Here is a 21,121-nt window from a genome sequence, read left to right as displayed (position 1 = left end):
GCAGGGCCGGAGCCGCCGGCCCCCGCCGACGGCTCCGGCCCTGCCGCGCCCGTCGCCCCGCAGGCGCCCTCCGAGAGCACCGCTCCCGACACCGAGGACGCCCCCACCGGAAGCTGATACCCGACCACCCGCCCCGGTCGCCCGGGGGGACGCCGACGGCCCGGAGGACACTGTCCCCCGGGCCGTCGGCGTCCGTCAGCGCGCGTCGCGGCGGCGGCGCGTGACTCCGAGCGCGAGCGCTCCGCCGGCGAGCAGGGCGAGGGCCGCCGCGGCGGTCCAGCCCGTCTCGACGCCGGTGCTCGCGAGTCCCGAGCCGGTCCGCGGAGGAACGGCGCCGGCCGGAGCGGGAGCCGGCGTGCGGGTCGGCTCGGCCGTGGACGGCGCGGTCGGCTCAGCCGTCGGCGCGACCGTGGGCTGCGCGGTCGGCGCCGTTGTCGGCTCAGCCGTCGGCCCCGGAGTCGGTACCGTCCCCGTCCCGAACACGGACTCCGCGGAGCCGAGCGACGCGAGCACCGTCTCGCCGTTCGCGTCGTCCACGCCGTCGTTGTCGGTCACCGCGAACACCTCGCCGGAGCCGGTGATTCCGAGGCCCTCGAGCTTCTCCTGGGTCCAGCCGTTCCCGGCCTGCAGCGCGGGCAGCACGTCGACCGCGAGCGTCTTCTCGAGCATCGGCAGCGTCTCGCCGACCGCCGCGCCCGCCTCCGTCGGCAGCGGCACCGTGTACACGGCCTTCAGCGCGGCGTCCGGCCCGTTGAGCTTGTCGCGCTCGATCACCGCGAGCGTGCCCGCGGGGGTCAGCGTGATCTCCGAGAGCCCGTTCCAGTCGCCGTCCGCCCCGGACACGGCCTCCAGCGGGTAGCCGAAGAAGCTCCAGCTGTCGGCGGCGACGTCGTAGCGCCCGATCCGGACCACTCCGTCGGCGTCGATCGAGGCCTCGCGCTGCAGCGCCGTCCAGACGATCTCACCGGCGGCGCCGTCCTCGACGGTCACTCCCTCGAAGCCCTGCTTGCCCAGCGCGGTGGCGAGCTCCGCGGGCAGGGCGATCCGCTCGGTCACCGCGGCGTCCGTGTCGAGCCGCAGGAGCGCGTTGCCGTCGCCTGTCCCGCCCTCCGTCACGGCCCAGAAGCCGCCGTCGACGCGGGCGGCGATCCCCTCCAGATCCAGAGCGGCGGGCTCGCCGCCCTCGGTCACCGTGAGGGTCGTGTCGAGCAGCGTCGGCGAGACGGAGGTGTCGATCGAGTGGAGGGTGCTCGGCGCGTAGGCGCTGTCGGTCACCGCGTACAGGCGGTCGGGCGCCGCCGGGTCGGTAGAGAGGCCCGAGAGCGCACCCCAGGGCAGCGGCGATCCGTCGACGTCGGCCGACAGCACGGTCGGGAACGCGGGGGCGGAGGCGCCGAGCGCGTAGAGCTGCACGCTCGCGCGGACGGCGGCCTCGGCGTCGTCCGTCTCGCTCGAGACGACCAGCAGGTCGCGCTCGGGCAGGGCGAGCAGCCCCTCCGGGCCGGGCGTCGACGGCAGCGCCTGCACGAAGCGCGGCGCGGTCGGCTCCGACACGTCGTAGACGGCCACGAAGTTCGCCCGCTCGGCGCCGACGAACACGTAGGGGACGCCGTCGAAGGTGGCCGAGAGCAGGCCCTCGGGCTCGGAGCCCTTCGCGTCGGAGCGCTTGTCCGGGTAGAGCCCGAGGCGCACCGCGAGGTGGTCGAACGAGTTCCCGGCGTCCCACTGCACGGCCCCGGTCGCGGCGTCGAGGATCGACCAGCCGCGCGTGCCGCCCTTCCAGTCGCCCTCGTTCGCGATCGCGACGTGGTCGTCGCCGACCCAGCCGATCGCGTCGGGCTCGCGCGGGACGTCGGTGATCGAGCCGGTCAGCGAGATCGAGTCGTCGTCGAGCGTGTCGATGCCGCCGACGGAGGCGGTGCCCGCGGTGTACGAGGCGGTGACGGAGCGGGTGGCCAGGTCGACGATCGCGACGGCGTTGTTCTCCTGCAGCGTCACGGCGACGGCCGTGTCGGCCGGGTTGATCGAGACGTACTCGGGCTCCGGGTCCGACGGGGCGTCGAGGCCGGCGAGACCGGTGAGGTCGACGTGCTCCGGCACCCAGGCGGAGGGGTCGCCCGCGAGGTCCATCACCACGAGCTCCCCGGCGGGCGCCTGCGGGAGGTCGCCCTCCTCGCCGCCCTCGGGGGCGAGGTCCTCGTCGCGCTGGTTCTCGATCGCGATGACCGCGGTCGAGCCGTCGGTGGTGACGTCGATGGAGTCGGGCTGGCCGCCGAGCTCGATGCTCGCGACGGGCGCGAGGTCGTCGGCGTGCAGCACGCTGACGTGGCCGGAGGGGTTCGCGAAGTCGCCGTCGCTCGTGTCGACCACCGCGAGGACGTACTCGCCGGTCGCGTAGACCGACGTCGGCTCGCCGCCCACGCCGACGCCGCCGCGCGGCTCGGGGGCGTCGGGGTCCGAGATGTCGAGGACGTCGATGCGCTGCCCGGCGGAGTCCGTCGAGTAGACCAGGCGGCCGTCGGGCGACGCGCTCGAGATCTCGGCGACGGCGGAGTCGGCGGACGGGTCGGCCGCGTTGAGGTAGGCCGGCACCGTGGCGATGCGGGTGAAGAAGGAGTCGCCCGCGGCGGAGGCGGGCAGGGCCGCGGCTCCGAGGGTGCAGCCGGCGAGGGTGACGGTGAGGGCGAGGGCGGCGGTGCGGGTGCGGGTGCGGGTGCGGGTGTGACGAGAGGACACGGGTCTCCTGAGCGGCTTCGAAGGAACCCGCCCACGCTGGCCGCCCCCGGTGAACGCCCCGTCGCCCGCAGGTGTCCACCCGGCGAACGCGCGGTGGCGGAGCCGCGACCGGGCGGGGGTCTCGAGACGCCGCGTGCCGCAGTCCGCCGCACGGACGCCTCGAGATCCGCCAGGCGGCGTGGTCAGCGTGCGAGGCCCTCCGCGGCCGAGCCCCAGGAGCCGAGGGCCGCGCGGACTCGCTCGTCGCGCGCGAGCGTCAGCGCCTCCGCGTACCCCTCCTCCAGCACGTCGTCGAGCCGCACCCGCGCACCCGTCTCGGAGGAGCGGACCGCCGCCTCCACCATCGCGAGGCTCCGCACGTTCGAGTGCACCTCGCCCGAGGGCACCGCCCCCGAGCCCAGCACCCGCACGAACTCCGCGAGCGAGCCCGCGATCTCCTCGGGCACGGGCTCGAGCGCGGCGGTCCGCACCGGCTCCGACTCGCGCGACTGCCACTCCGGAGCGCCGTCGCCGTCCCAGTGCGCGGTGCCGCCGGCCCCGTTCACGCGCCAGTCGCCGTTCCACGAGGTCTCGAGGCCGTCGGCGCACCAGCTGCCGGTGTAGCTGAAGCGCACTCCGCCGGCGAACTCGAACACGGCGCTCGCCGCGGCTCCGTCGGCGTACCAGCTCCAGGCCGGGTTGTACTCCTCGCAGTAGACCGCGACCGGGTCGCTGTCGAGCAGATACCGCGCCGCGTCGAAGGCGTGGATCGCCATGTCGACCAGGAGCACGTGGTCCATCTCGTCGCGGAAGCCGCCGAAGCGGGGCGCCTTCGCGAAGTGGACGGAGGCGGTGCCCAGCTGCCCGAGCCCGGCGATCTGCTCGCGGAAGGCGGTGATCGCCGCGTAGTAGCGGCGCGACTGGCTGGTCATCAGGAGCCGGCCCGAGGCCTCGGCCGTCGCCGCGAGCACCAGCGCCTCGGCGATGGTCGGCGCGATCGGCTTCTCGGAGAGCACGGGCAGCCCGGCGAACAGCGCCTCCGAGCTGACGGGCAGGTGCGCCCGCGGCACGGTCACGTTGACCACGGCGTCGGCGCCGGAGCGCGCGGCGACCTCGGCGACGGAGGTGCCGACCGCGACCGGGCCGACCCCCTCCTCCTCCGCGGCAGCCGTGGCGAGGTCGACGTCGAGGTCGACCAGGCCGACGAGCTCGGCGTCCGGGGAGTCGCGGATGGTGCGGATCCAGGCGCGGCCCATCGCGCCGGCGCCGACCTGGACGAGGCGGACCGTCATCGGACGAGCGCTCCCTCGTAGTCCTGGCCGTTGTGGAAGTCCTCGGTCTCGTAGCGCTGCAGCACCGGGAGGCGGCGCTCGGGGCGCGAGGAGCGCACCCACTCGACGCCGTTCGCGATCACGCGGCGCACCTCGGCCTGGTGGTAGACGGGGTAGTCCTGGTCGCCGGGGGAGAAGAAGAAGATGCGCCCGTGGCCGCGCTTCCAGGTCATGCCGGAGCGGAAGACCTCGCCGCCCGTGAAGGTCGAGAGGAACACGAGCTCGTCGGGCGCCGGCACGTCGAAGAACTCGCCGTACATCTCCTGCTGCGGGATCAGGAAGGGGTGCGGGATCCCCTGGGCGATGGGGTGCGTGGGGTCGACGGTCCAGACCAGCTCGCGGTCCTGCTCCGAGCGCCAGCGCAGCGTGCAGGTGGTGCCCATGAGCTTGCCGAAGATCTTCGACCAGTGGCCGGAGTGCAGGACGACGAGGCCCATGCCCGAGAGGACGTGGCGCTGGACGCGCTCGACGATCTCGTCGGAGACGTCGCCGTGGGCCATGTGGCCCCACCAGACGAGCACGTCGGTGGCGTCGAGGACGTCCTCGGTGAGGCCGTGCTCGGGCTCGTCGAGCGTGGTGGTGGAGACGGTGGCGCGCTCGCCGAGGTTCTCGCGGATGCCGTCGGCGATCGTGCTGTGCATGCCGTCGGGGTAGATCGCGCGGACCTTCTCCTCGATCTGCTCATGGCGGTTCTCGCCCCAGACGAGGACGCGGACGGGGGAGGAGGGTGTGGTCACGGTGTTCCTTCTTCGACGGTGGAGACGGTGCGGCAGTGGGCGGCCCGACGCGGGGTTAACCGCTTTACCGGCCGCGTCTCCTAGGATGCGGGAGACGTCCGCCCCGCGTCAACCACGGCCGGGCGGCGCGAGCGGAGGAGGCGCGGTGGCCACGATGAGGGACGTCGCGCGCCTCGCGGGGGTCTCGATCGCGACGGTGTCGTTCGTGGTCAACGACACCAAGCCCGTCTCGCCCGAGACCCGCGAGCGGGTGCGGGCGGCGATGCGCGAGCTCGGCTTCCGGCCGCACGCCCTGGCCCGCGCCCTCGCTCGGCGCCGCTCCGGGATCGTCGCGGTCGTCTATCCGCTCGTGTCGAGCCGGCCGCTCAACACCGCCACCTCGTTCCTGCTCGGAGCCGCCGAGGCCGCGGCGGAGCAGGACCACTCGATCGTCCTGTGGCCGACGGTCGGCGGCTCCGACCGCCTCGCGGACCTGCGCGCCGACGGCCTGATCGACGGCGTCGTGCTGATGCAGGTCACCAGCGAGGACGAGCGCGTGCCGGTCCTGCGGGACTCCGGCACGCCCTTCGCCCTCATCGGGCGCACCCGCGACCCGTCCGCCCTCGACTGGGTCGACATCGACTTCGAGGGCATGGTCGAGGAGGCGCTCGGCCGGCTCGCCGGCGTGGGGCACGCGCGGGTGGCGCTCGTGCTCGGCCCGGACCGCGACGCCGCGGCCGACTTCGGCCCCTACGCGCGCACCCAGGAGGCGTTCGCACTCGCCTGCGCGGCCCGCGGCGTCGAGGGCGTGCTGCTGCGCTGCCAGGAGTCGCCCGCCGGTGGCCGCACCCTCGCCCGCTCGTTCGACCCCTCCTCCGCGACCGCCGTGGTGATCGTCAACGGGGGCGCCGCCGTCGGATTCGCGCACGAGGTGCGGCACCGCGGGCTGCGCGTGCCCGAGGACCTCTCGATCGTCCTGCTCGCCTCCGACCCCGACGTCGCCGACCTGGCCGACCCGGCGCTCGACCTGCTCGTCGCGCCCGGCCGCGAGCTCGGCCGCCGCGGAGTGGAGGCGCTGCTCGCCCGCCTCGCCGACCCGGCGGCGCCGCTCCTCCAGGAGCGCATCGGCGGCCCGTGGCGCCCCGGCGGCTCGGTCGCCCCTCCGCGCTGACGGCCGGCGCCCCGGGAAGCCCCGGGAGCACGCGCTACGGCACGATCGAATCGATGTAGCCGCCGTCGACGCGCACGGCGGCGCCCGTGGTGGCCGAGGCGAGCGGGGAGGCGAGGTACGCCACCATGTGGGCGATCTCCTCCGGCTCGATGAGGCGCTTCAGCAGCGACTGCGGCCGGTGCAGGCGCATGAACTCGCGCTGCGCCTCCTCCCACGGGAGCTCGCGGTCGACCAGCTCGTAGACGAAGTCCTCGACGCCGCCCGTGTGGGTCGGCCCGGCGAGCACGCTGTTCACCGTCACCCCGGTGCCGGCGGCGGCCTTGGCGAAGCCTCGCGAGACGCCCAGCAGCGCGGTTTTCGACACTCCGTAGTGGATCATCTCGGCGGGCGTGACGACGGCGGAGTCGCTGCCGATGTAGAGGACGCGGCCCCACTCGCGCTCCATCATCCCGGGGAGGTAGGCGCGGGTCAGGCGCACGCCGGTGAGCACGTTGACCTCGAAGTAGCGGCGCCACTCGTCGTCGTCGATGGAGAGCGCATCGGCGGAGCCGAAGATCCCGAGGTTGTTGACGAGCACGTCCACGTCGGCGGCCGCGCGCAGGAGGGAGGCCGTGCCCTTCTCCGTCGACACGTCGGCGGCGACTCCGCGCACCCGCGCCTCCGGCACCGCCGCGCCGACGGCCTCGATCGCCCGGCGGATCGACCGCTCGGAGCGGGCGTTCACGATCACCTCGGCGCCCGCCTCCGCGAGCGTCGTCGCGATGGCCAGCCCGATGCCCTGCCCCGACCCCGTGACGAGGGCCGTGCGCCCGGTGAGATCCAACCCGATCATGCTGCTCCGCTCCGCGCCGCCGCCCGCCGGCCGCGCTCGGGGTCGAGCATGCCACCGAGCCCTGACATCCGGCCCACTCCCGGCTGAGGACGCCCGCGGGTCGCCGCGGCGTCGCTCGGAACGGCGGAGACCGTTGCCAACCTGACACTCGTGCGTTACGGTCTAACCAATCGGCAATACGTATTACCCGCGGGTAGTAGGCCGGTGACCCAGACTGTCGACGAGGACGAGGCGGACGCGTGACCCCGATGCAAGCAGATGTCGCCGTGATCGGCGGCGGACTCGGAGGAGTGGCCGCGGCGATCGCCCTCGCCCGCAACGGCCTCTCGGTCGTGCTGACCGAGCAGTACCCGTGGCTGGGCGGTCAGCTCACCTCGCAGGGCGTCCCGCCGGACGAGCACACCTGGGTCGAGCAGTTCGGCGTCACCGCCGACTACCGGCGCCTCCGCGACGGCATCCGCGGCTACTACCGCCGCAACTACCCCCTCACCGCCGAGGCGATGCGCGACGACCGCCTGAACCCCGGCCGCGGACTCGTGAGCAGGCTCTGCGCCGAGCCCCGCGTCGCCGTCGCCGTGCTCGACGAGATGCTCGCCCCCTACCGCTCGAGCGGAGCGATCCGCGTCGTCACCGGCGTCGTCCCCTTCGCCGTCGACGGCGGCCCGGGCCGGATCGAGCGCGTCCTGCTGCGCGACGCGGTCTCGGGCGAGGAGCTCGCCGTCTCCGGACGGTACGTGGTCGACGCGACCGAGACGGGGGAGCTGCTCCCCCTCGCGGAGGTCGACTACGTCACGGGCTCCGAGTCGCGCGACGAGCACGGCGAGCCCAGCGCTCCCGCCGTCGCCGACCCGATGAACGTGCAGGCCGTCACCTGGTGCTTCGGCTTCGACAGCGCGGACGGCGACCACACCATCGAGCGCCCGGCCGACTACGACTACTGGCACGAGTACGAGGTGCCGTTCTGGGGCGGGAAGCTCCTCTCCTTCACCGCGCCGAACCCGAGGACGCTGCGCCCCGAGACCCGCACGATGCACGTGAACGCCGTGGGCGACACCCGCACCGCGGACCAGCGCGCGCAGGGCGGGGACACCGACCTCTGGATGTTCCGCCGGATCCTCGCGACCGAGACCCTCCGACCGGGCGCGCTCGACAGCGACATCGTGCTCGCGAACTGGCCGATGCTCGACTACCTCGACAGCTCGATCCTCGACGTGCCGGAGCCGGAGAAGCACCTCGCCGGCGCCCGCGCGCTCTCGCTGTCGTACTTCTACTGGCTCCAGACCGAGGCGCCCCGGCCCGACGGCGGCCGCGGCTGGCCCGGGCTCCGGCTCCGCGGCGACGTGATGGGCACCGCCGACGGCCTCGCGCAGGCCCCCTACATCCGCGAGTCCCGCCGGATCCGCGCGCTCACCACCGTGCGCGAGCAGGACGTCTCCGTCGCCGCCCGCGGGACGGGGAGCCCCGCGCGCTTCGACGACTCCGTCGGCGTGGGCATGTACCGGATCGACCTGCACCCGACCACCGGAGGCGACAACTACCTCGACGTGGAGTGCTCGCCGTTCGAGATCCCGCTCGGCGCCCTCGTGCCGCGCACCCCGACGAACCTGCTGCCCGGGGGCAAGAACATCGGGACGACGCACATCACCAACGGCGCGTACCGCCTCCACCCCGTGGAGTGGAACATCGGCGAGGCCGTCGGCGAGCTGGCGGCCCTCGCCCTCGCCGAGGACCTGTCGCCCCACGAGATCGCCGCCGACCCCGCCCTCGTCGCCCGCCTGCAGGCGAGGCTCGAGTCGCGCGGCGTAGAGACCCACTGGCCCGACGTCGTCGGGTACTGACCGGGAACACCGAGAAGACCATTGGAGAAAGAGAGACGATGAGACCAGCGAAGAAGCTGATGGCCTCGCTCGCCGCAGTCGGAGTGATCGCCGCCCTCTCGGGCTGCGGCGCCGCCGGCGGCGGGGACGACTCAGCACCCGTCGCTCTGAGGATGTCCGTCTGGACCTCCGACGAGAAGCAGCTCGCCCTGTTCGACTCGATGGCCGACGAGTACATCGCCGACCACCCCGAGATCGAGTCCGTGACCTTCGAGTCCCTCCCGTTCGCGGACTACAACTCGACCCTGACCACGCAGGCCGCGGGCGGCAACGCCCCCGACCTCGCCTGGGTCGGCGACATCGCGAAGGACCTGATCGACGCCGGAGCGCTCGCTCCACTGACCGAGACCTTCGAGGGGACCGAGGGCTACGAGTACGACGACATCCTGCCCAGCGTGGCGCAGTCGTTCAGCCAGGACGGCGAGCTCTACGCGTACCCGTTCTCCAACTCGCCCTTCGCGCTGTACGTGAACCAGGACCTCATCGCGCAGGCCGGGCAGACCGTCGACCCCGCGACGCTCAGCTGGGAGGACGTCGACCGCATCGGCGCGGCCGTCAACGAGTCGACCGGCAAGGCCGGCTACATCATCCGCGACTTCGACTTCTCGGGCTGGCTGAGCCTCGCGAACCTCTGGGCGGGCTGGGGAGCCCAGCCGTGGAGCGACGACGGGACCCAGTGCACGATGGACTCGCCCGAGATGGTGGAGGCGTTCCAGTTCTTCCACGACTCGGTCTACGTCAGCGGCGCGACCCCCGGACCCGGCGTGACGGCGGACTTCTTCGCCGGCGACGCCGCGTTCACGACCGCGCAGGTCTCGCGCGCGAGCCTGCTCGACGGCTCGTTCCCCTTCGAGATCTACCCGCTGCCCGTCGGCCCCGCCGGCGAGTACGGCAACATCGGCCAGGCCGGCATGGCGGCGCTCGCGGGCGGCGACCACGTGGAGGAGGCGACCGGCTTCCTCTCGTTCATGACCAACCCGGAGAACTCCGCCAAGCTCGCGCAGTTCTTCCCGCCGCCCCGCGAGTCGCTGCTGTCCGGTGAGGAGCTGGCGAAGGTCAACACCCGCCTCAGCGCCGAGCAGCTCGACCGCGTCGTGGTCGACGAGCTCGCCGACGTGTCCGCCACCCCTCCGGTGACGAGCCCCGCCGAGATCACCTCGGTCGGCAAGACGGCGCTGGACCGCATGTGGTCGGCCGACGCCGACGTCGCCGAGGTGCTCGGAGGCGTCTGCGACGCCATCGCGCCCGTCCTCCAGGGGAAGTGATCCCGTGACCGCGACCTCGACGGACAGCCGCCGATCCGCTCCCGCCGGCGCCTACTGGAACCTCCGGCGCCGCGACGCGCTCGCCGGCTGGCTCTTCATCGCGCCCCAGCTGCTCGGTGTGATCGTGTTCGTGCTGCTGCCCGTCGGGCTCGCGGTCTGGTTCAGCCTCAACGAGTGGAACGTCTTCACCGGCTCCATGACCTTCGTGGGCGGCGAGAACTACGAGCGGGCGATCAACGACCCGAGCATCGGCGCGGTGCTCGGCACGACCGCGGTCTTCTCCGGGGGAGTGGTCGTCCTGAACCTCGCCCTCGGGCTGGGCCTGGCCGTGCTGCTCAACCGGAGGATCCCGGGCGGCGCCCTGTTCCGCACGCTCTTCTTCTCGCCCGTCGTCATCTCGGTGGTCGCCTGGACCCTCGTCTGGGGCTTCCTCCTCCAGGACAACGGCGCGATCAACGGCCTGCTCTCGCTGGTCGGCCTCGACGGGCCGAACTGGCTCCAGGAGGGACCCACCGCGATGGCGAGCGTCATCGTCACGCAGGTCATCCGCAGCGTCGGCGTCAACATGGTGCTCTTCCTCGCCGCGCTGCAGGGAGTGCCGGGCGACCTCTACGAGGCGGCCCGCCTGGACGGCGCGAGCCCCCGCGCGATCTTCTTCCGGATCACGCTCCCGCTCATCTCGCCCACCCTGCTCCTCACCGCCATCCTCACGATCGTCGGCTCGCTGCAGGCGTTCGCGCAGGTCGCCGTCCTGACCGAGGGCGGGCCGGAGCTGTCGACGACAGTGCTCGTCTACTACGTGTTCCAACAGGCCTTCGAGTTCAGCGACATCGGCTACGGCGCGACGCTCTCGCTGATGCTGCTCCTCTTCGTCCTGATCCTCACGGTCGTGCAGTGGCAGCTGCGCAGGAAATGGGTCTTCTATGAGAACTGACGCCGTCGTCGAGCAGGGGACCCCGCTCACGCCACGCCTCGAAGCCGTCCCGGAGCCGCCCGTCAAGCGCCGCCGCGGCCGCAGCCCGCTCATGACCGCCCTGCTCGTCGTGACGCTGATCCTGCTCGTGCTGCCGTTCGCGGTGCCGACGTTCTGGATGATCGCCTCGTCGTTCAAGCCGGTGAACGAGATCTTCTCGAACCCGCCGACCCTGCTGCCGGACTCGCCGAGCCTGGCGGGCTACGCCGAGGCGTTCCGGTTCCAGCCGTTCGCGCTCCAGTACTGGAACAGCCTCTACATCGCGGTCACGGTCACCGTGGTGACGCTGCTGGTCTCGAGCCTGGCCGGCTACGCCTTCGCCCGGATCCCGTTCCCGGGACGCAACGCGGTGTTCCTCGTCGTCCTGACCGGCCTGCTGGTGCCGACGGAGGTGACGATCATCCCGCTGTTCCAGATCTTCCGGCAGCTCGGCTTCATCGACACCCACGTGCCGCTGCTGCTGGTGCCGATGGTCGGAGCGCCGGCGGTGCTGGGCACGTTCATCATGCGGCAGTACTTCATCGCGATGCCCGGCGAGCTCGAGGAGGCCGCGCGCCTGGACGGCCTCGGCCGCTTCGGGATCTGGCGGCGCATCTTCCTGCCGCTGTCCAAGCCCGCGCTGTCGGCCGTCGCGATCCTGACCTTCCTCGGGTCCTGGAACATGTACCTCGAGCCGACGGTCTACCTGACCTCGCCCGAGCTCTTCACCCTGCCCCAGGCGCTCACCCGCTTCACCGACGCCTACGGCGGGGAGATGTGGGACGTGCAGCTCGCCGCGGCGACGATGACGGTCGTGCCCGTGCTGGCCGTGTTCCTCCTCGCTCAGCGGCAGTTCGTGGAAGGGCTCGCGCACTCCGGTCTGAAAGGCTGACCCGGTGTTCACGGATCGCCCCCTCGCCGCCCTCCGCGAGTTCCGTGCGGAGGTCGCGGAGCCCGACGACTTCGACGCCTTCTGGCGGGCCACCCTCGCGCTCGGGCGGGAGGGCGGCCCCGCCGTGAGCGCCGCGCCGGTCGACGCGGGCCTCCCGCTGGTGCGGGTGCGGGACGTGCGGTTCCCCGGCTTCGCGGGCGAGCCGATCGCCGCCTGGCTGGTGACCCCCGCGGTCGACCCGGGCGCCCCGCTCCCCGTGGTGATCGAGTACCCCGGGTACGGCAGCGGACGGGGCCGTCCGATCGAGCACCTCTGGATCGCCGCCGCCGGGTACGCGCACCTGGTCGTCGACGCGCGAGGCCAGGGAGCCGGCCGCCTCGCCCGCTCCGGAGCCACTCCCGACCCCCACGGCAGCGGACCCGCGTACCCCGGGGTCACGACCCGCGGCATCGAGTCGCCCGAGACGTACTACTACCGGCGCCTGATCGCGGACGCGGCGCTCGCCGTCGACGCCGTGGAGGCGCTCCCCGGGCTGGACCCGGACCGCGTGTCGGTCTTCGGCGGCAGCCAGGGCGGAGCGCTCGCGACCGCCGCGGCGGCGCTGCGCCCCCGGGTGCGCGCGGCGATCGCCCTGGTGCCCTTCCTCTCCGACGTCCTGCGCGCCACGACCGTCACGAACGAGGCGCCCTACGTGGAGATCGCCCGCTACCTGGCGACCCGCCCCGAGGACCTCGACGCCGTCGAGCGGACCCTCTCCTACGTCGACGGCGTCCACTTCTCCCGGCGCCTGGGCTGCCGGGTGCACCGCTCGGTCGGCCTGATGGACCCGATCTGCCCGCCCTCGACGGTCTTCGCCTCCCACAACGTCTCGGGCGGCGAGACGTCGATCGACGTGTGGCCGTACAGCGGGCACGAGGGCGGCGGGGTCGGCGACCGCGAGCGGGCGCTGGAGGTGCTGCGGGAGGTCCTCGGGTGACCGCGCGGGCGTGACCCCGCGTCTCAGGACGTCGCGGCGTGCGCGCTCCCGGAGCCGAGGGCGGACAGCGCCGCGTCCAGCCGGCGTCGCGCGTCGGCTGCTCCGCGCGCGGAGATCAGGGCGGACGCCAGGGCGGCGGCGTCGACCGCGGTGAGGTCGACCGCGAGAGCCTCGAGCTCGGACTGCTGGGCGCGCGAGAGCGCGACGCAGCGCGCGCCCGTCCCGAAGAGCGCCGCCAGCCACGACGCCGTGGCGGAGGGGGGCACGCTGACGAAGGTGGGCACGGCGGCCGAGGCCGTCAGTGCCAGCCGCAGGATCGCGAGGAGGGACGGGTGCCACAGGATCTCGTCGGCCCGCTCCTGGGCGTCCCGCCGGCCGGACGGGGAGGAGCAGGCGAGAGCGAGCCTCCCCGCGTCGATGTGGACGAAGTCGCTCTCCTGCGCGATCGACGACGTGAGCAGGGCGGCGGCGGGGGAGGCGATGGAGGCGCCGACGGTGTGGAAGCCCGCCCAGCGGGCCGCCTCGACCTCGCGGCCGATGGCGTCGGAGTCGTGCACGCCTGTCACCGCCAGCCACAGCCCCGTGCCGGGATGCTCGCGCTGCCTCTCCGCCAGGCGGCGTCGACGGGCCGGGTCCTCCTGGAAGCGCTCGACGTCGGCCTCGACGATCGCCACCCGGCAGCCGCTGCCGGCGAGCACGGCGTCGATCCCGGCGGCGTCGCACCCGCCCGCGGCCCCCTCGCCCGCCGTGCCGGACGGCGCCGGCACGAACGCCACGTCCGCGCCGACGGCGGCCGCGAGCGGCTCGAGGGCGTCGGAGCTCACGACGGACAGTGCCGAGCCGTCCGCCCACACGATCCGGGCGAGTGCGGTGTCGAGCACGGTGCCTCCCCTGCCGAAACGATTTTGCAGGAGCATAGCGTCTCGCCGCGACGCGGGGACGCCGCGGTCACCGCTGCGTGCTCGAGCGCGGGACCAGGACCGGGGCGATCGAGAGCACGGAGGGGGCCGCGACCGCGCCGGGGGAGTCCGTCGCCGAGACCGCGAGGCGGGCGCACGCGGCACCGACCTCCCGCGGGCGCAGGTCGACGGCGGTGACGCCCGCCGCCCTCAGCGCCGCGTGGTCGACGTAGCCGGCGATCAGCGGGCGCCCCTCCCGCTGTTCCGCGAAGGCTCGGACGAGCGGCTCGGCCGATCCCATCGGCACGCCCACGATCGCGTCGGCTCCGGCGGCGGCCAGTCGCCGAGCCGCCAGGAGGACCGTCTCGTCGGAGGAACCGGGCAGGAGCGTCTCGCTCAGGTCCGGGATCGAGCGCTCCTCGAACCAGGAGGCGGAGGCCGCGCAGAGCCGGCGGCCCCACATCACCGTGGTCATCGGAGCGAGCAGCGCCGGGCGCGTCGCACCGCGCTCGACGAGGTGGTCGAGGAGGCTCCGGATCCCCGCTCCGTGATCGATCGCGACGACGGCAGAGGGGGTCGGCGCCCCGTCGGGGACGGTGTCCGCCGTGACCACCGGGCGCCGATCGGCGACGAGCTCCGCGAGACGGGGGGAGTCCACGTCGACGTCCGGCACGAGGAAGGCGTCGACCGGCAGCCGCGGGATGTCGTCGAGCATCGCGCCGGTGATGATCGAGACCGCGACCCCCTGGGTGGCCGCCCACTCCGCGGCTCCCATCGCGAAATCCAGGTAGAAGGAGTCCTCGGCGTCGATCCGGGGCAGCACGAGCCCGATCGAGCCCGCGCGGGAGCGGCGGAGATTGCGGGCGCCCGCGTGCGGCGCGTAGTCCAGGGTCTGCGCGACGCGCTTGACCCGCTCGCGCGTGGCGTCGCTGACCCGTCCGGTGCCGGCGAGCGCGGAGGACGCCGTCCCGACCGACACCCCGGCGGCGAGCGCCACGTCACGAAGGCTCGTCCGCTGGTCCTGCACGCTCCGAATGTACCCGCCGCTCCGGGAGCGGGGCTCGGGAGCGACCCGTCATCTCCCGGCAACACGGCGGGAAACCTGTCCGACATCTGCGGCTCGAGAACTGTCCGCCAGGGGTAACACGACCGACACGGCGCGGAATCGGCGGGCTGCGACTGTCGTCCTGCCCGCCTACGAGAGGAACTGCCTTGCATCCGAATACCCTTCGCCGTCGCGGACGGCTGCTCGCCGCGACGGGAGCACTCGCCGCCGGCGCGCTGGTCCTCGCCGGGTGCACGCCCGACGCCGCGGACGACTCCGCGAGCGCCCGCGCCGACCTCTTCGTCCTCGAGGAGGCGACCATCGCCCAGGCGCAGCACGCGCTCGAGTCCGGAGCGCTGACCAGCGTCGAGCTGACGGCGATGTACCTCGATCGGATCCACGCCTACGACGTCAACGGGATCTCGCTCGACTCGATCCCCGTCCTCGACCCCGGGGTGATGGCGGCGGCCGAGGCGTCCGATGCGCGCCGTGCGGCCGGGGAGACCCTCGGCCCGCTGGACGGCATCCCGTACACGGTCAAGGACAGCTACATGGTCGAGGGGCTCACCGTCGCCTCGGGCTCTCCCGCCTTCGCCGATCTCACCGCGGCGAGCGACGCCTTCACGGTCGAGAAGATCCGTGAGGCGGGAGGCGTGCTGATCGGCAAGACGAACATGCCGCCGATGGCCGGCGGCGGGATGCAGCGCGGCGTGTACGGCCGCGCCGAGAGCCCCTACAACGCCGACTTCCTGCCCGCCGCCTGGTTCTCCGGCTCCTCCAACGGCTCCGGGACGTCCACCGCCGCGAACTTCGCGATGTTCGGCATGGGCGAGGAGACGGTCTCCTCCGGGCGCTCCCCCGCGTCGAACAGCGGGCTCATCGCCTACACGCCCTCCCGCGGGATGATCTCGATCCGCGGCAACTGGCCGCTGTTCCCGGTGCGCGACGTCGTCGTGCCGCACACCCGCACGGTCGACGACATGCTCACGCTGCTCAACACGATCGTGGTCGAGGACGAGAACACGGAGAACGACTTCTGGCGCGACCAGACCGCCGTCGACCTGCCGTCCGTCGAGGACGTGCGCCCCGACGACTTCACGAGCCTGGCCGACGAGGGTGCGCTCGAGGGCGTCCGCCTGGGCGTGCCGAAGATGTACATCGGCGAGGACCTCGGAGGGTCGAACCCGATCCGGATCCGGCCGTCCATCAAGGCGAGCTGGGACGAGGCGGCGGACGACCTGCGCGCCCTCGGCGCTGAGGTCGTGGAGGTCGACCTTCCCGTCCAGCACAATCAGGACCTGGACCGGGTGGGGGCGGTCTCGCCCGAGTCCCGCGGCCTGATGCCCGCGGACTTCGGGGAGATCGAGTTCAGCCGCATCAACCCCTACGCGGCCGAGAAGTTCCTCAAGGCCGTCGGCGACCCGGAGCTGACGTCGTGGACCCAGGTCGACACCTCGAAGGTGTTCCCCAACCCGCCGGGATCCCTCGCGGAGCAGGACGGTGTCAGCTACGGCGGCTACATGGACGCCTACCCCGCCGCGGTGGCGGACGGCGTGCCGGCGGAGTGGTCCGAGGTCGACGGACTGCAGGAGTCGCTCCAGGGGCTCGAGGACACCCGGAAGGTCGACTTCGAGGAGTGGCTCGACGCGGAGGGGCTCGACGGGATCGTCTTCCCGGCGAACTCGGACATCGGAGAGGCGGACGCGGACGTCGACCGCGAGGCCAACACGGTGGCCGATCGGAACGGCAACTACTTCTCGAACATGAACTACACCCTCCGGATGCTGGGGATCCCGACGGTCTCGGTGCCGATGGGGCTGATGGACGACACGCACATGCCGGTCAACCTCACGATCGCCGGTCCCGCGTACGACGATGCCGCGCTCCTCGGCTACGCGTACGCCTACGAGGCGGGCACGCACAACCGCGAGGCGCCCACCCGCACGCCGGCGCTCGCCGGGGAGACCGTCGACCTCGCGGCCTCCCCCTTCCCCGAGCCGGAGCGGCGGTCCGAGTCGGACGCGCCCGAGGCGGCACTCGAGGCCGCGCTCGTCGACGGTGCCCTGCGGCTCTCCGGCACGGCGACGGACGCCAGCGAGCTCGACAGCGTGCGGGTGTCCGTCAACGGGGAGAGGATCGCCGTCGACGGGGGACCGGCCGAGTGGAGCGCGACCCTCGACACGGCGAAGTACCGCCTGCCCGGCGCCTTCGCCGCGGCCGAGCTGTACGTCTCGGTCGTCGTCAAGGACGCGCAGGGCAACACGGCCGTGGTCAGCGAGTCGGTACCGCTCGGCTAGAGGCGGGGCGCCGGCCCCGTTCAGGACGCCGGCGCCTCCTCCATCCCCAGCCGCATCGCCAGGTCCATGGCACGCAGGCGGGCCGGCGAGACGTCGTAGGGCAGGCTCCGGATGATCTCGCCGGCGCTCCGGGCGCGGGAGCCCTGTGCGGGATCGGGGGCCGGCGCGGGGTCCTCGGGCGGGTGCGCCTCGTCCCACGCGTCGAAGATCGCCTCGTCCTCCTCGAGCTGACCGGACTCCTCGACGACGCGCATCAGCCGGGCCTCGAAGGCGTGCCGCTCCCGCGCCACCTGCTCCACCCGGGGGTCGTCCTCGGCGACCGTGTCGTCGAGGGCCTCCTCGGCGGCGTCGACGCGGTCGGCCTCCGCCCGCAGCGCCGGATCGGCGGCCAGGACGACGAAGCGGCCGGCCTGGGAGACGGCGCCCAGCGGGCCGAACATCCGCTCGGTGACCAGCAGGGTGTCGAGGTCGGCCTGGCGCAGCGAGCCCTCGGGTGCGCCCTCGAGGCGGCGCGAGACGATGTCGTCGAGCAGCCCCAGTCGGCCGCCGAGGGTCCGCATGCGCCGGACCGAGGCTCGCTTCCGCTGCAGCTCCTCCTCCTGCGCGGCGAGCGCGGCGTCCAGCCGCGCGAGGACGCCCGCGACCTCGTCCTCGCGGTCGGCGCTGTCCTCGGCGCCGGCCGGGGCTGCGACGGCGAAGGCGTCCCGGATGTCCTCGAGCGCGACCCCGGCGTCGGCCAGGCGGCGGATCCAGAGCAGCCGGATGATGTCGTCGTAGCCGTAGCGCCTGCGGCCGTCGCCGCCCCGCTCGCGCTCGGGGAGCAGGCCGAGCCGGTGGTAGTGGCGGATCGCCCGCGGAGTGACGCCGGCGAACGCGGCGGCGTCGCCGATCTGCACCTGGCGGGGCGGGGCGGGGAACGACTGCATGGGGGACCTCTCCGATCGGGACCTTGTGCATCGAGCAGACCACATGACGCAGGGGCAGGAGCAAGCCGGCCCGGCCTGCTCCCGCCCCCTCGTCCCCTCGCGCTCAGCGCGCCAGGCGCACCGTCGCGATCTCGAACGGACGCAGCTCGAGGCGCACGTCGGCCGACTCCGCCTCGACGGAGCTCTCGATGCGGACCTGCTCGGTCGGGCGCTCCATCAGGTCGGTGCGGGTGACCGCCCGGACGGCGAAGGCGGCGCGGAGGGTCGCTGCGGCGCGGCGGCCGAGCGACTCGTAGAGCCGCACGATCACGTCGCCGCTCCCGTCGTCCGCCGCCTTCACGGCCTCGACGATGACCGAGGGGTCGTCGATCGACACCAGGGGAGCGACGGGCGCGGCGCCGGTGAGCCTGCGGACCGGGGTGTTCAGCGCGTAGCCGGCCTCGACGGCGTCGGGCAGATCGGCGCCGACCACGAGCGAGACGGCGAGGCGGTGGCGGCCCTGGTCGGCGTCCGGGTCGGGGAACAGCGGCGCGCGCAGGAGCGAGAGCCGGACCGTGGTCGTCGGGGTGCCGGCCGCGGCGCGGTCGCGGGTGATGTCGTGCCCGTAGGTGGAGTCGTTGACGACCGCGACGCCGAAGCCCGGCTCGCCGACGTGCACCCAGCGGTGCGCGACGGTCTCGAAGCGGGCGGCGTCCCACGTCGTGTTCACGTGGGTCGGGCGGTGCACGTGGCCGAACTGGATCTCGGACGTCGCCCGGTCCGAGAGCAGGTCGAGCGGGAAGGCGAGCTTGAGCAGCTTGCGGCGCTCGTGCCAGTCGATGTCGAGGTCGAGGTCGACGGCCGCCCGGCCGATCTGCAGCGAGACGGTCTGCACGACCGTGGAGCCGCCGAACGAGCGGGTGATCACGACCGTCGGCACCTCGCGGCCGAGCGGGTCGCTCACGGTGCCGGCGCGGACCGAGTCGACGCCGACGAGGTCCTCCACCGTGCGGCGGTAGTTGTCGTCGAGGTCCCAGGCGTCCCACTTGTTCGGGGTGTCGCGGTGGAGCTGGAGGAGCCCCGAGGCGGCGCCGGCGGGCACGACCTCCCGGCCGCTCGCGAGGTCCACGACCGACTCGAGGAGCCCGGAGGCGCCGATCCGCACCCGGACGAGCCCGTTGTCGAGGACGTGGGCGTCGCCGTCGGAGCGGAGCGTCGGGGCCGAGTGCTCCGCGGCGGGGTCGGCCGCGGCCGCGCCGAGCGCCGGCACGCCCCCGACGGCGAAGGGGGAGGAGTTCACCAGCAGCTCCGCGGAGCCCTCGCCGGCGAGGGCCCGGACGGTCTCGGCGATCATCTCCTCGATCCGCTGCGCGATGCGGGCGTAGTTCTCCTCCGCCTCGCGGTGCACCCAGGCGATGGAGGTGCCGGGCAGGATGTCGTGGAACTGCTGCAGGAGGACCGTCCGCCACATCTCGCGCAGCTCGTCGGCCGGGTACGGTACCCCGGCGCGGACGAGGGCCGTGGTCGCCCACAGCTCGATCTCGCGGAGCAGGTGCTCGCTGCGGCGGTTGCCCTGCTTGGTGCGCGCCTGCGACGTGTAGGTGCCGCGGTGGAACTCGAGGTAGAGCTCGCCCGACCAGGTGGGCGCGTCCGGGTACTCGGCCTGCGCCTCCTCGAAGAAGCGGCGGGGCGTGGACAGCTCGACGGTCGGCGAGCCCTCGAGGCTGCGCGTGCGGCGGGCGGCCGCGATCATCTCGCGGTTGGGGCCTCCTCCGCCGTCGCCGTAGCCGAAGGGCACGAGCGACATGGTGCCGCTGCCCTTCTCGGCGTACTGGCGCTCGGCTCGGGCGAGGTCCTCGCCGGAGAGGTCGGAGTTGTAGAGGTCGACGGGCGGGAAGTGCGTGAACACGCGGGTGCCGTCGATGCCCTCCCACCAGAAGGTGTGGTGGGGCATCGTGTTGGTCTCGTTCCACGAGATCTTCTGCGTGAGGAACCAGCGCCCGCCCGCTCCGGCGATGATCTGCGGCAGCGCGGCGGAGTAGCCGAAGGAGTCCGGGAGCCAGACCTCCTCCGTGTCGATCCCGAACTCGTCGAGGAAGAAGCGCTTGCCCTCGAGCAGCTGGCGCACGAGCGCCTCGCCGCCGGGCATGTTCGTGTCCGACTCGACCCACATCCCGCCGACCGGCACGAAGCGGCCCGCGAGCACGTGGCCGCGGACGCGCTCGAACAGCTCCGGGTGGTCGCGCTTCAGCCACGCGTACTGCTGCGCGGAGGAGGCGGCGAAGACGAAGCCCTCCTCGCGCTCGATCAGGTCGCAGACGTTCGAGAAGGTGCGGGCCACCTTGCGGGCGGTCTCGCGGGCGGGCCAGAGCCAGGCGGAGTCGATGTGGGCGTGGCCGACGGCGTGCAGGTGGTGCGCGCTGGCCGAGGCGGGGCGCTCGAGGACCGTCCGCAGCGCCTCCCGGCCGGCGGCGGCGGTGCCGGACACGTCGTCCGGATCGAGGACGTCGACGGCGCGGTCGAGGGCGCGCACGATCTCGGCGCGGCGCTGGGAGGACTCGGGCAGCTGCCCGATCAGCCCGACGAGCACGGCCATGTCCTGCTCCAGCTCCCAGACCTCCCGGTCGAGCAGTCCGAGCTCGAGACGGCGGAGGCGGTAGAGCGGGTCGGACGGCAGGGCGCCGTCGGCGGGGCGGCCGCCGAGCGCCGTGGGGGTGAAGGACCAGTCGCCGGTGATGTTCGGGTTGGCGGCGGCCTCGATGTAGAGCTCGACCGTGCGGTCGCCCGCCTCGCGGCCGGGCAGCCGGTCGAGCGGGACCGACTGGTTGAACGGCTCGACGGCCTTCACGACCGTGCCGGTCGCGGTGAAGACGAGCCCCTCCGCCTCGAAGCCGGACTGGGCGCCGGTGTAGCCGAGGTCGACGACGAGCTCGGGCTCGCAGCCGTCGACGCCGACCCAGGAGGCGGGGATCTCGCCGCGCACGTGGAACCACACGGTGCCCCACGGGGCGCCCCACGGCTCCCCGATGCGGGCGGGCGCGTAGGACGCGGCCCGCGCCTGGTCGAAGGGGACCGGCTCGCCCGGAGCGGTCCACGACTCGATCCCGAGCGGCTCGACCGCCCGGTGGATCGCCGGCCGGAGGCTCTCGGCGCGGAAGCGGGCGATGCGGGCTTCGATGCGGGTGCTGTCGTCATGCATGCGTTCTGGTGCTCGTTCCGTGTGCAGTGGGGGAGGGCGGCGGCGCGGA

General features: G+C 73.5%; 15 protein-coding genes. 7 read left to right on the top strand and 8 right to left on the bottom strand.

The genetic code is table 11. The features are described 5' to 3' along the window. Positions 1–195 precede the first annotated feature (195 nt). The 3 genes from C5D50_RS02490 to C5D50_RS02480 all read right to left on the bottom strand — a co-directional run bounded on the left by C5D50_RS02490 (position 196) and on the right by C5D50_RS02480 (position 4,783). On the bottom strand, positions 196–2,736 hold the full coding sequence (locus tag C5D50_RS02490; RefSeq protein ID WP_104288923.1) for an esterase-like activity of phytase family protein: 2,541 nt from the start codon (positions 2,734–2,736) through the stop codon (positions 196–198). A 182-nt stretch (positions 2,737–2,918) separates the two neighbouring features. Further along, on the bottom strand, positions 2,919–4,007 hold the full coding sequence (locus C5D50_RS02485; RefSeq protein WP_104282622.1) for a Gfo/Idh/MocA family protein: 1,089 nt from the start codon (positions 4,005–4,007) through the stop codon (positions 2,919–2,921). Further along, positions 4,004–4,783, bottom strand: a complete 780-nt coding sequence (locus C5D50_RS02480) for a ThuA domain-containing protein (RefSeq protein WP_104224317.1) — start codon at positions 4,781–4,783, stop codon at positions 4,004–4,006. Before C5D50_RS02480 ends, C5D50_RS02485 begins: the two co-directional genes overlap by 4 nt. A gap of 154 nt (positions 4,784–4,937) precedes the next feature. Between C5D50_RS02480 and C5D50_RS02475 the strand changes: the two genes are divergently transcribed. Then, positions 4,938–5,933 (top strand): LacI family DNA-binding transcriptional regulator, encoded by a 996-nt coding sequence (locus C5D50_RS02475; protein WP_258069535.1) that lies wholly within the window; start codon positions 4,938–4,940, stop codon positions 5,931–5,933. Between the two features lie 34 nt (positions 5,934–5,967). Here C5D50_RS02475 and C5D50_RS02470 read toward each other — a convergent pair whose 3' ends face one another. Beyond that, a complete protein-coding gene (locus C5D50_RS02470; RefSeq protein ID WP_104238803.1) occupies positions 5,968–6,762 on the bottom strand; it encodes an SDR family NAD(P)-dependent oxidoreductase in 795 nt (264 codons plus the stop codon). Between the two features lie 251 nt (positions 6,763–7,013). Between C5D50_RS02470 and C5D50_RS02465 the strand changes: the two genes are divergently transcribed. The 5 genes from C5D50_RS02465 to C5D50_RS02445 are packed head-to-tail and all read left to right on the top strand — an operon-like array spanning position 7,014 to position 12,727. Beyond that, positions 7,014–8,603 carry an FAD-dependent oxidoreductase gene (locus tag C5D50_RS02465; protein WP_104234052.1) on the top strand — a complete coding sequence of 530 codons (1,590 nt, stop codon included), beginning with the start codon at positions 7,014–7,016 and terminating at the stop codon, positions 8,601–8,603. Between the two features lie 38 nt (positions 8,604–8,641). Continuing rightward, positions 8,642–9,907 (top strand): sugar ABC transporter substrate-binding protein, encoded by a 1,266-nt coding sequence (locus C5D50_RS02460; RefSeq protein ID WP_104224315.1) that lies wholly within the window; start codon positions 8,642–8,644, stop codon positions 9,905–9,907. Positions 9,908–9,911: 4 nt separating this feature from the next. Next, positions 9,912–10,841, top strand: a complete 930-nt coding sequence (locus C5D50_RS02455; protein WP_104234014.1) for a carbohydrate ABC transporter permease — start codon at positions 9,912–9,914, stop codon at positions 10,839–10,841. Continuing rightward, on the top strand, positions 10,831–11,751 hold the full coding sequence (locus C5D50_RS02450) for a carbohydrate ABC transporter permease (RefSeq protein ID WP_244229554.1): 921 nt from the start codon (positions 10,831–10,833) through the stop codon (positions 11,749–11,751). The genes C5D50_RS02455 and C5D50_RS02450 overlap by 11 nt, the downstream gene beginning before the upstream one ends. A 4-nt stretch (positions 11,752–11,755) precedes the next feature. Then, the gene (locus C5D50_RS02445; protein WP_104282619.1) at positions 11,756–12,727 is read left to right on the top strand and encodes an acetylxylan esterase; all 972 of its coding nucleotides are present in this window, start codon (positions 11,756–11,758) and stop codon (positions 12,725–12,727) included. A 23-nt stretch (positions 12,728–12,750) separates the two neighbouring features. Here the strand turns inward: C5D50_RS02445 and C5D50_RS02440 are convergent, their stop codons facing one another. Both C5D50_RS02440 and C5D50_RS02435 read right to left on the bottom strand, forming a co-directional pair. Beyond that, positions 12,751–13,608, bottom strand: a complete 858-nt coding sequence (locus tag C5D50_RS02440) for a hypothetical protein (RefSeq protein ID WP_104282618.1) — start codon at positions 13,606–13,608, stop codon at positions 12,751–12,753. 67 nt (positions 13,609–13,675) lie between these two features. Then, positions 13,676–14,653 carry a LacI family DNA-binding transcriptional regulator gene (locus C5D50_RS02435; RefSeq protein ID WP_104282617.1) on the bottom strand — a complete coding sequence of 326 codons (978 nt, stop codon included), beginning with the start codon at positions 14,651–14,653 and terminating at the stop codon, positions 13,676–13,678. 338 nt (positions 14,654–14,991) lie between these two features. On the opposite strand from C5D50_RS02435, the gene C5D50_RS02430 reads away from it, so the two are divergent. After that, complete coding sequence (locus tag C5D50_RS02430) at positions 14,992–16,968, top strand: amidase (RefSeq protein WP_374955340.1); 1,977 nt, start codon at positions 14,992–14,994, stop codon at positions 16,966–16,968. 20 nt (positions 16,969–16,988) lie between these two features. On the opposite strand, the gene C5D50_RS02425 is transcribed toward C5D50_RS02430, so the two are convergent. After that, complete coding sequence (locus C5D50_RS02425; protein ID WP_219813276.1) at positions 16,989–17,894, bottom strand: MerR family transcriptional regulator; 906 nt, start codon at positions 17,892–17,894, stop codon at positions 16,989–16,991. 103 nt (positions 17,895–17,997) lie between these two features. Beyond that, positions 17,998–21,072: a glycoside hydrolase family 38 C-terminal domain-containing protein gene (locus tag C5D50_RS02420; protein ID WP_104282614.1), complete on the bottom strand. Its 3,075-nt coding sequence runs from the start codon at positions 21,070–21,072 to the stop codon at positions 17,998–18,000. Positions 21,073–21,121: the final 49 nt, after the last annotated feature.

The organism is Rathayibacter sp. RFBD1 (assembly GCF_002932915.1).
Classification (GTDB): Bacteria; Actinomycetota; Actinomycetes; order Actinomycetales; family Microbacteriaceae; genus Rathayibacter.
The sequence above is the reverse complement of the archived record's forward strand: the minus strand, read 5'-3'. Positions and strand labels throughout refer to the sequence as shown.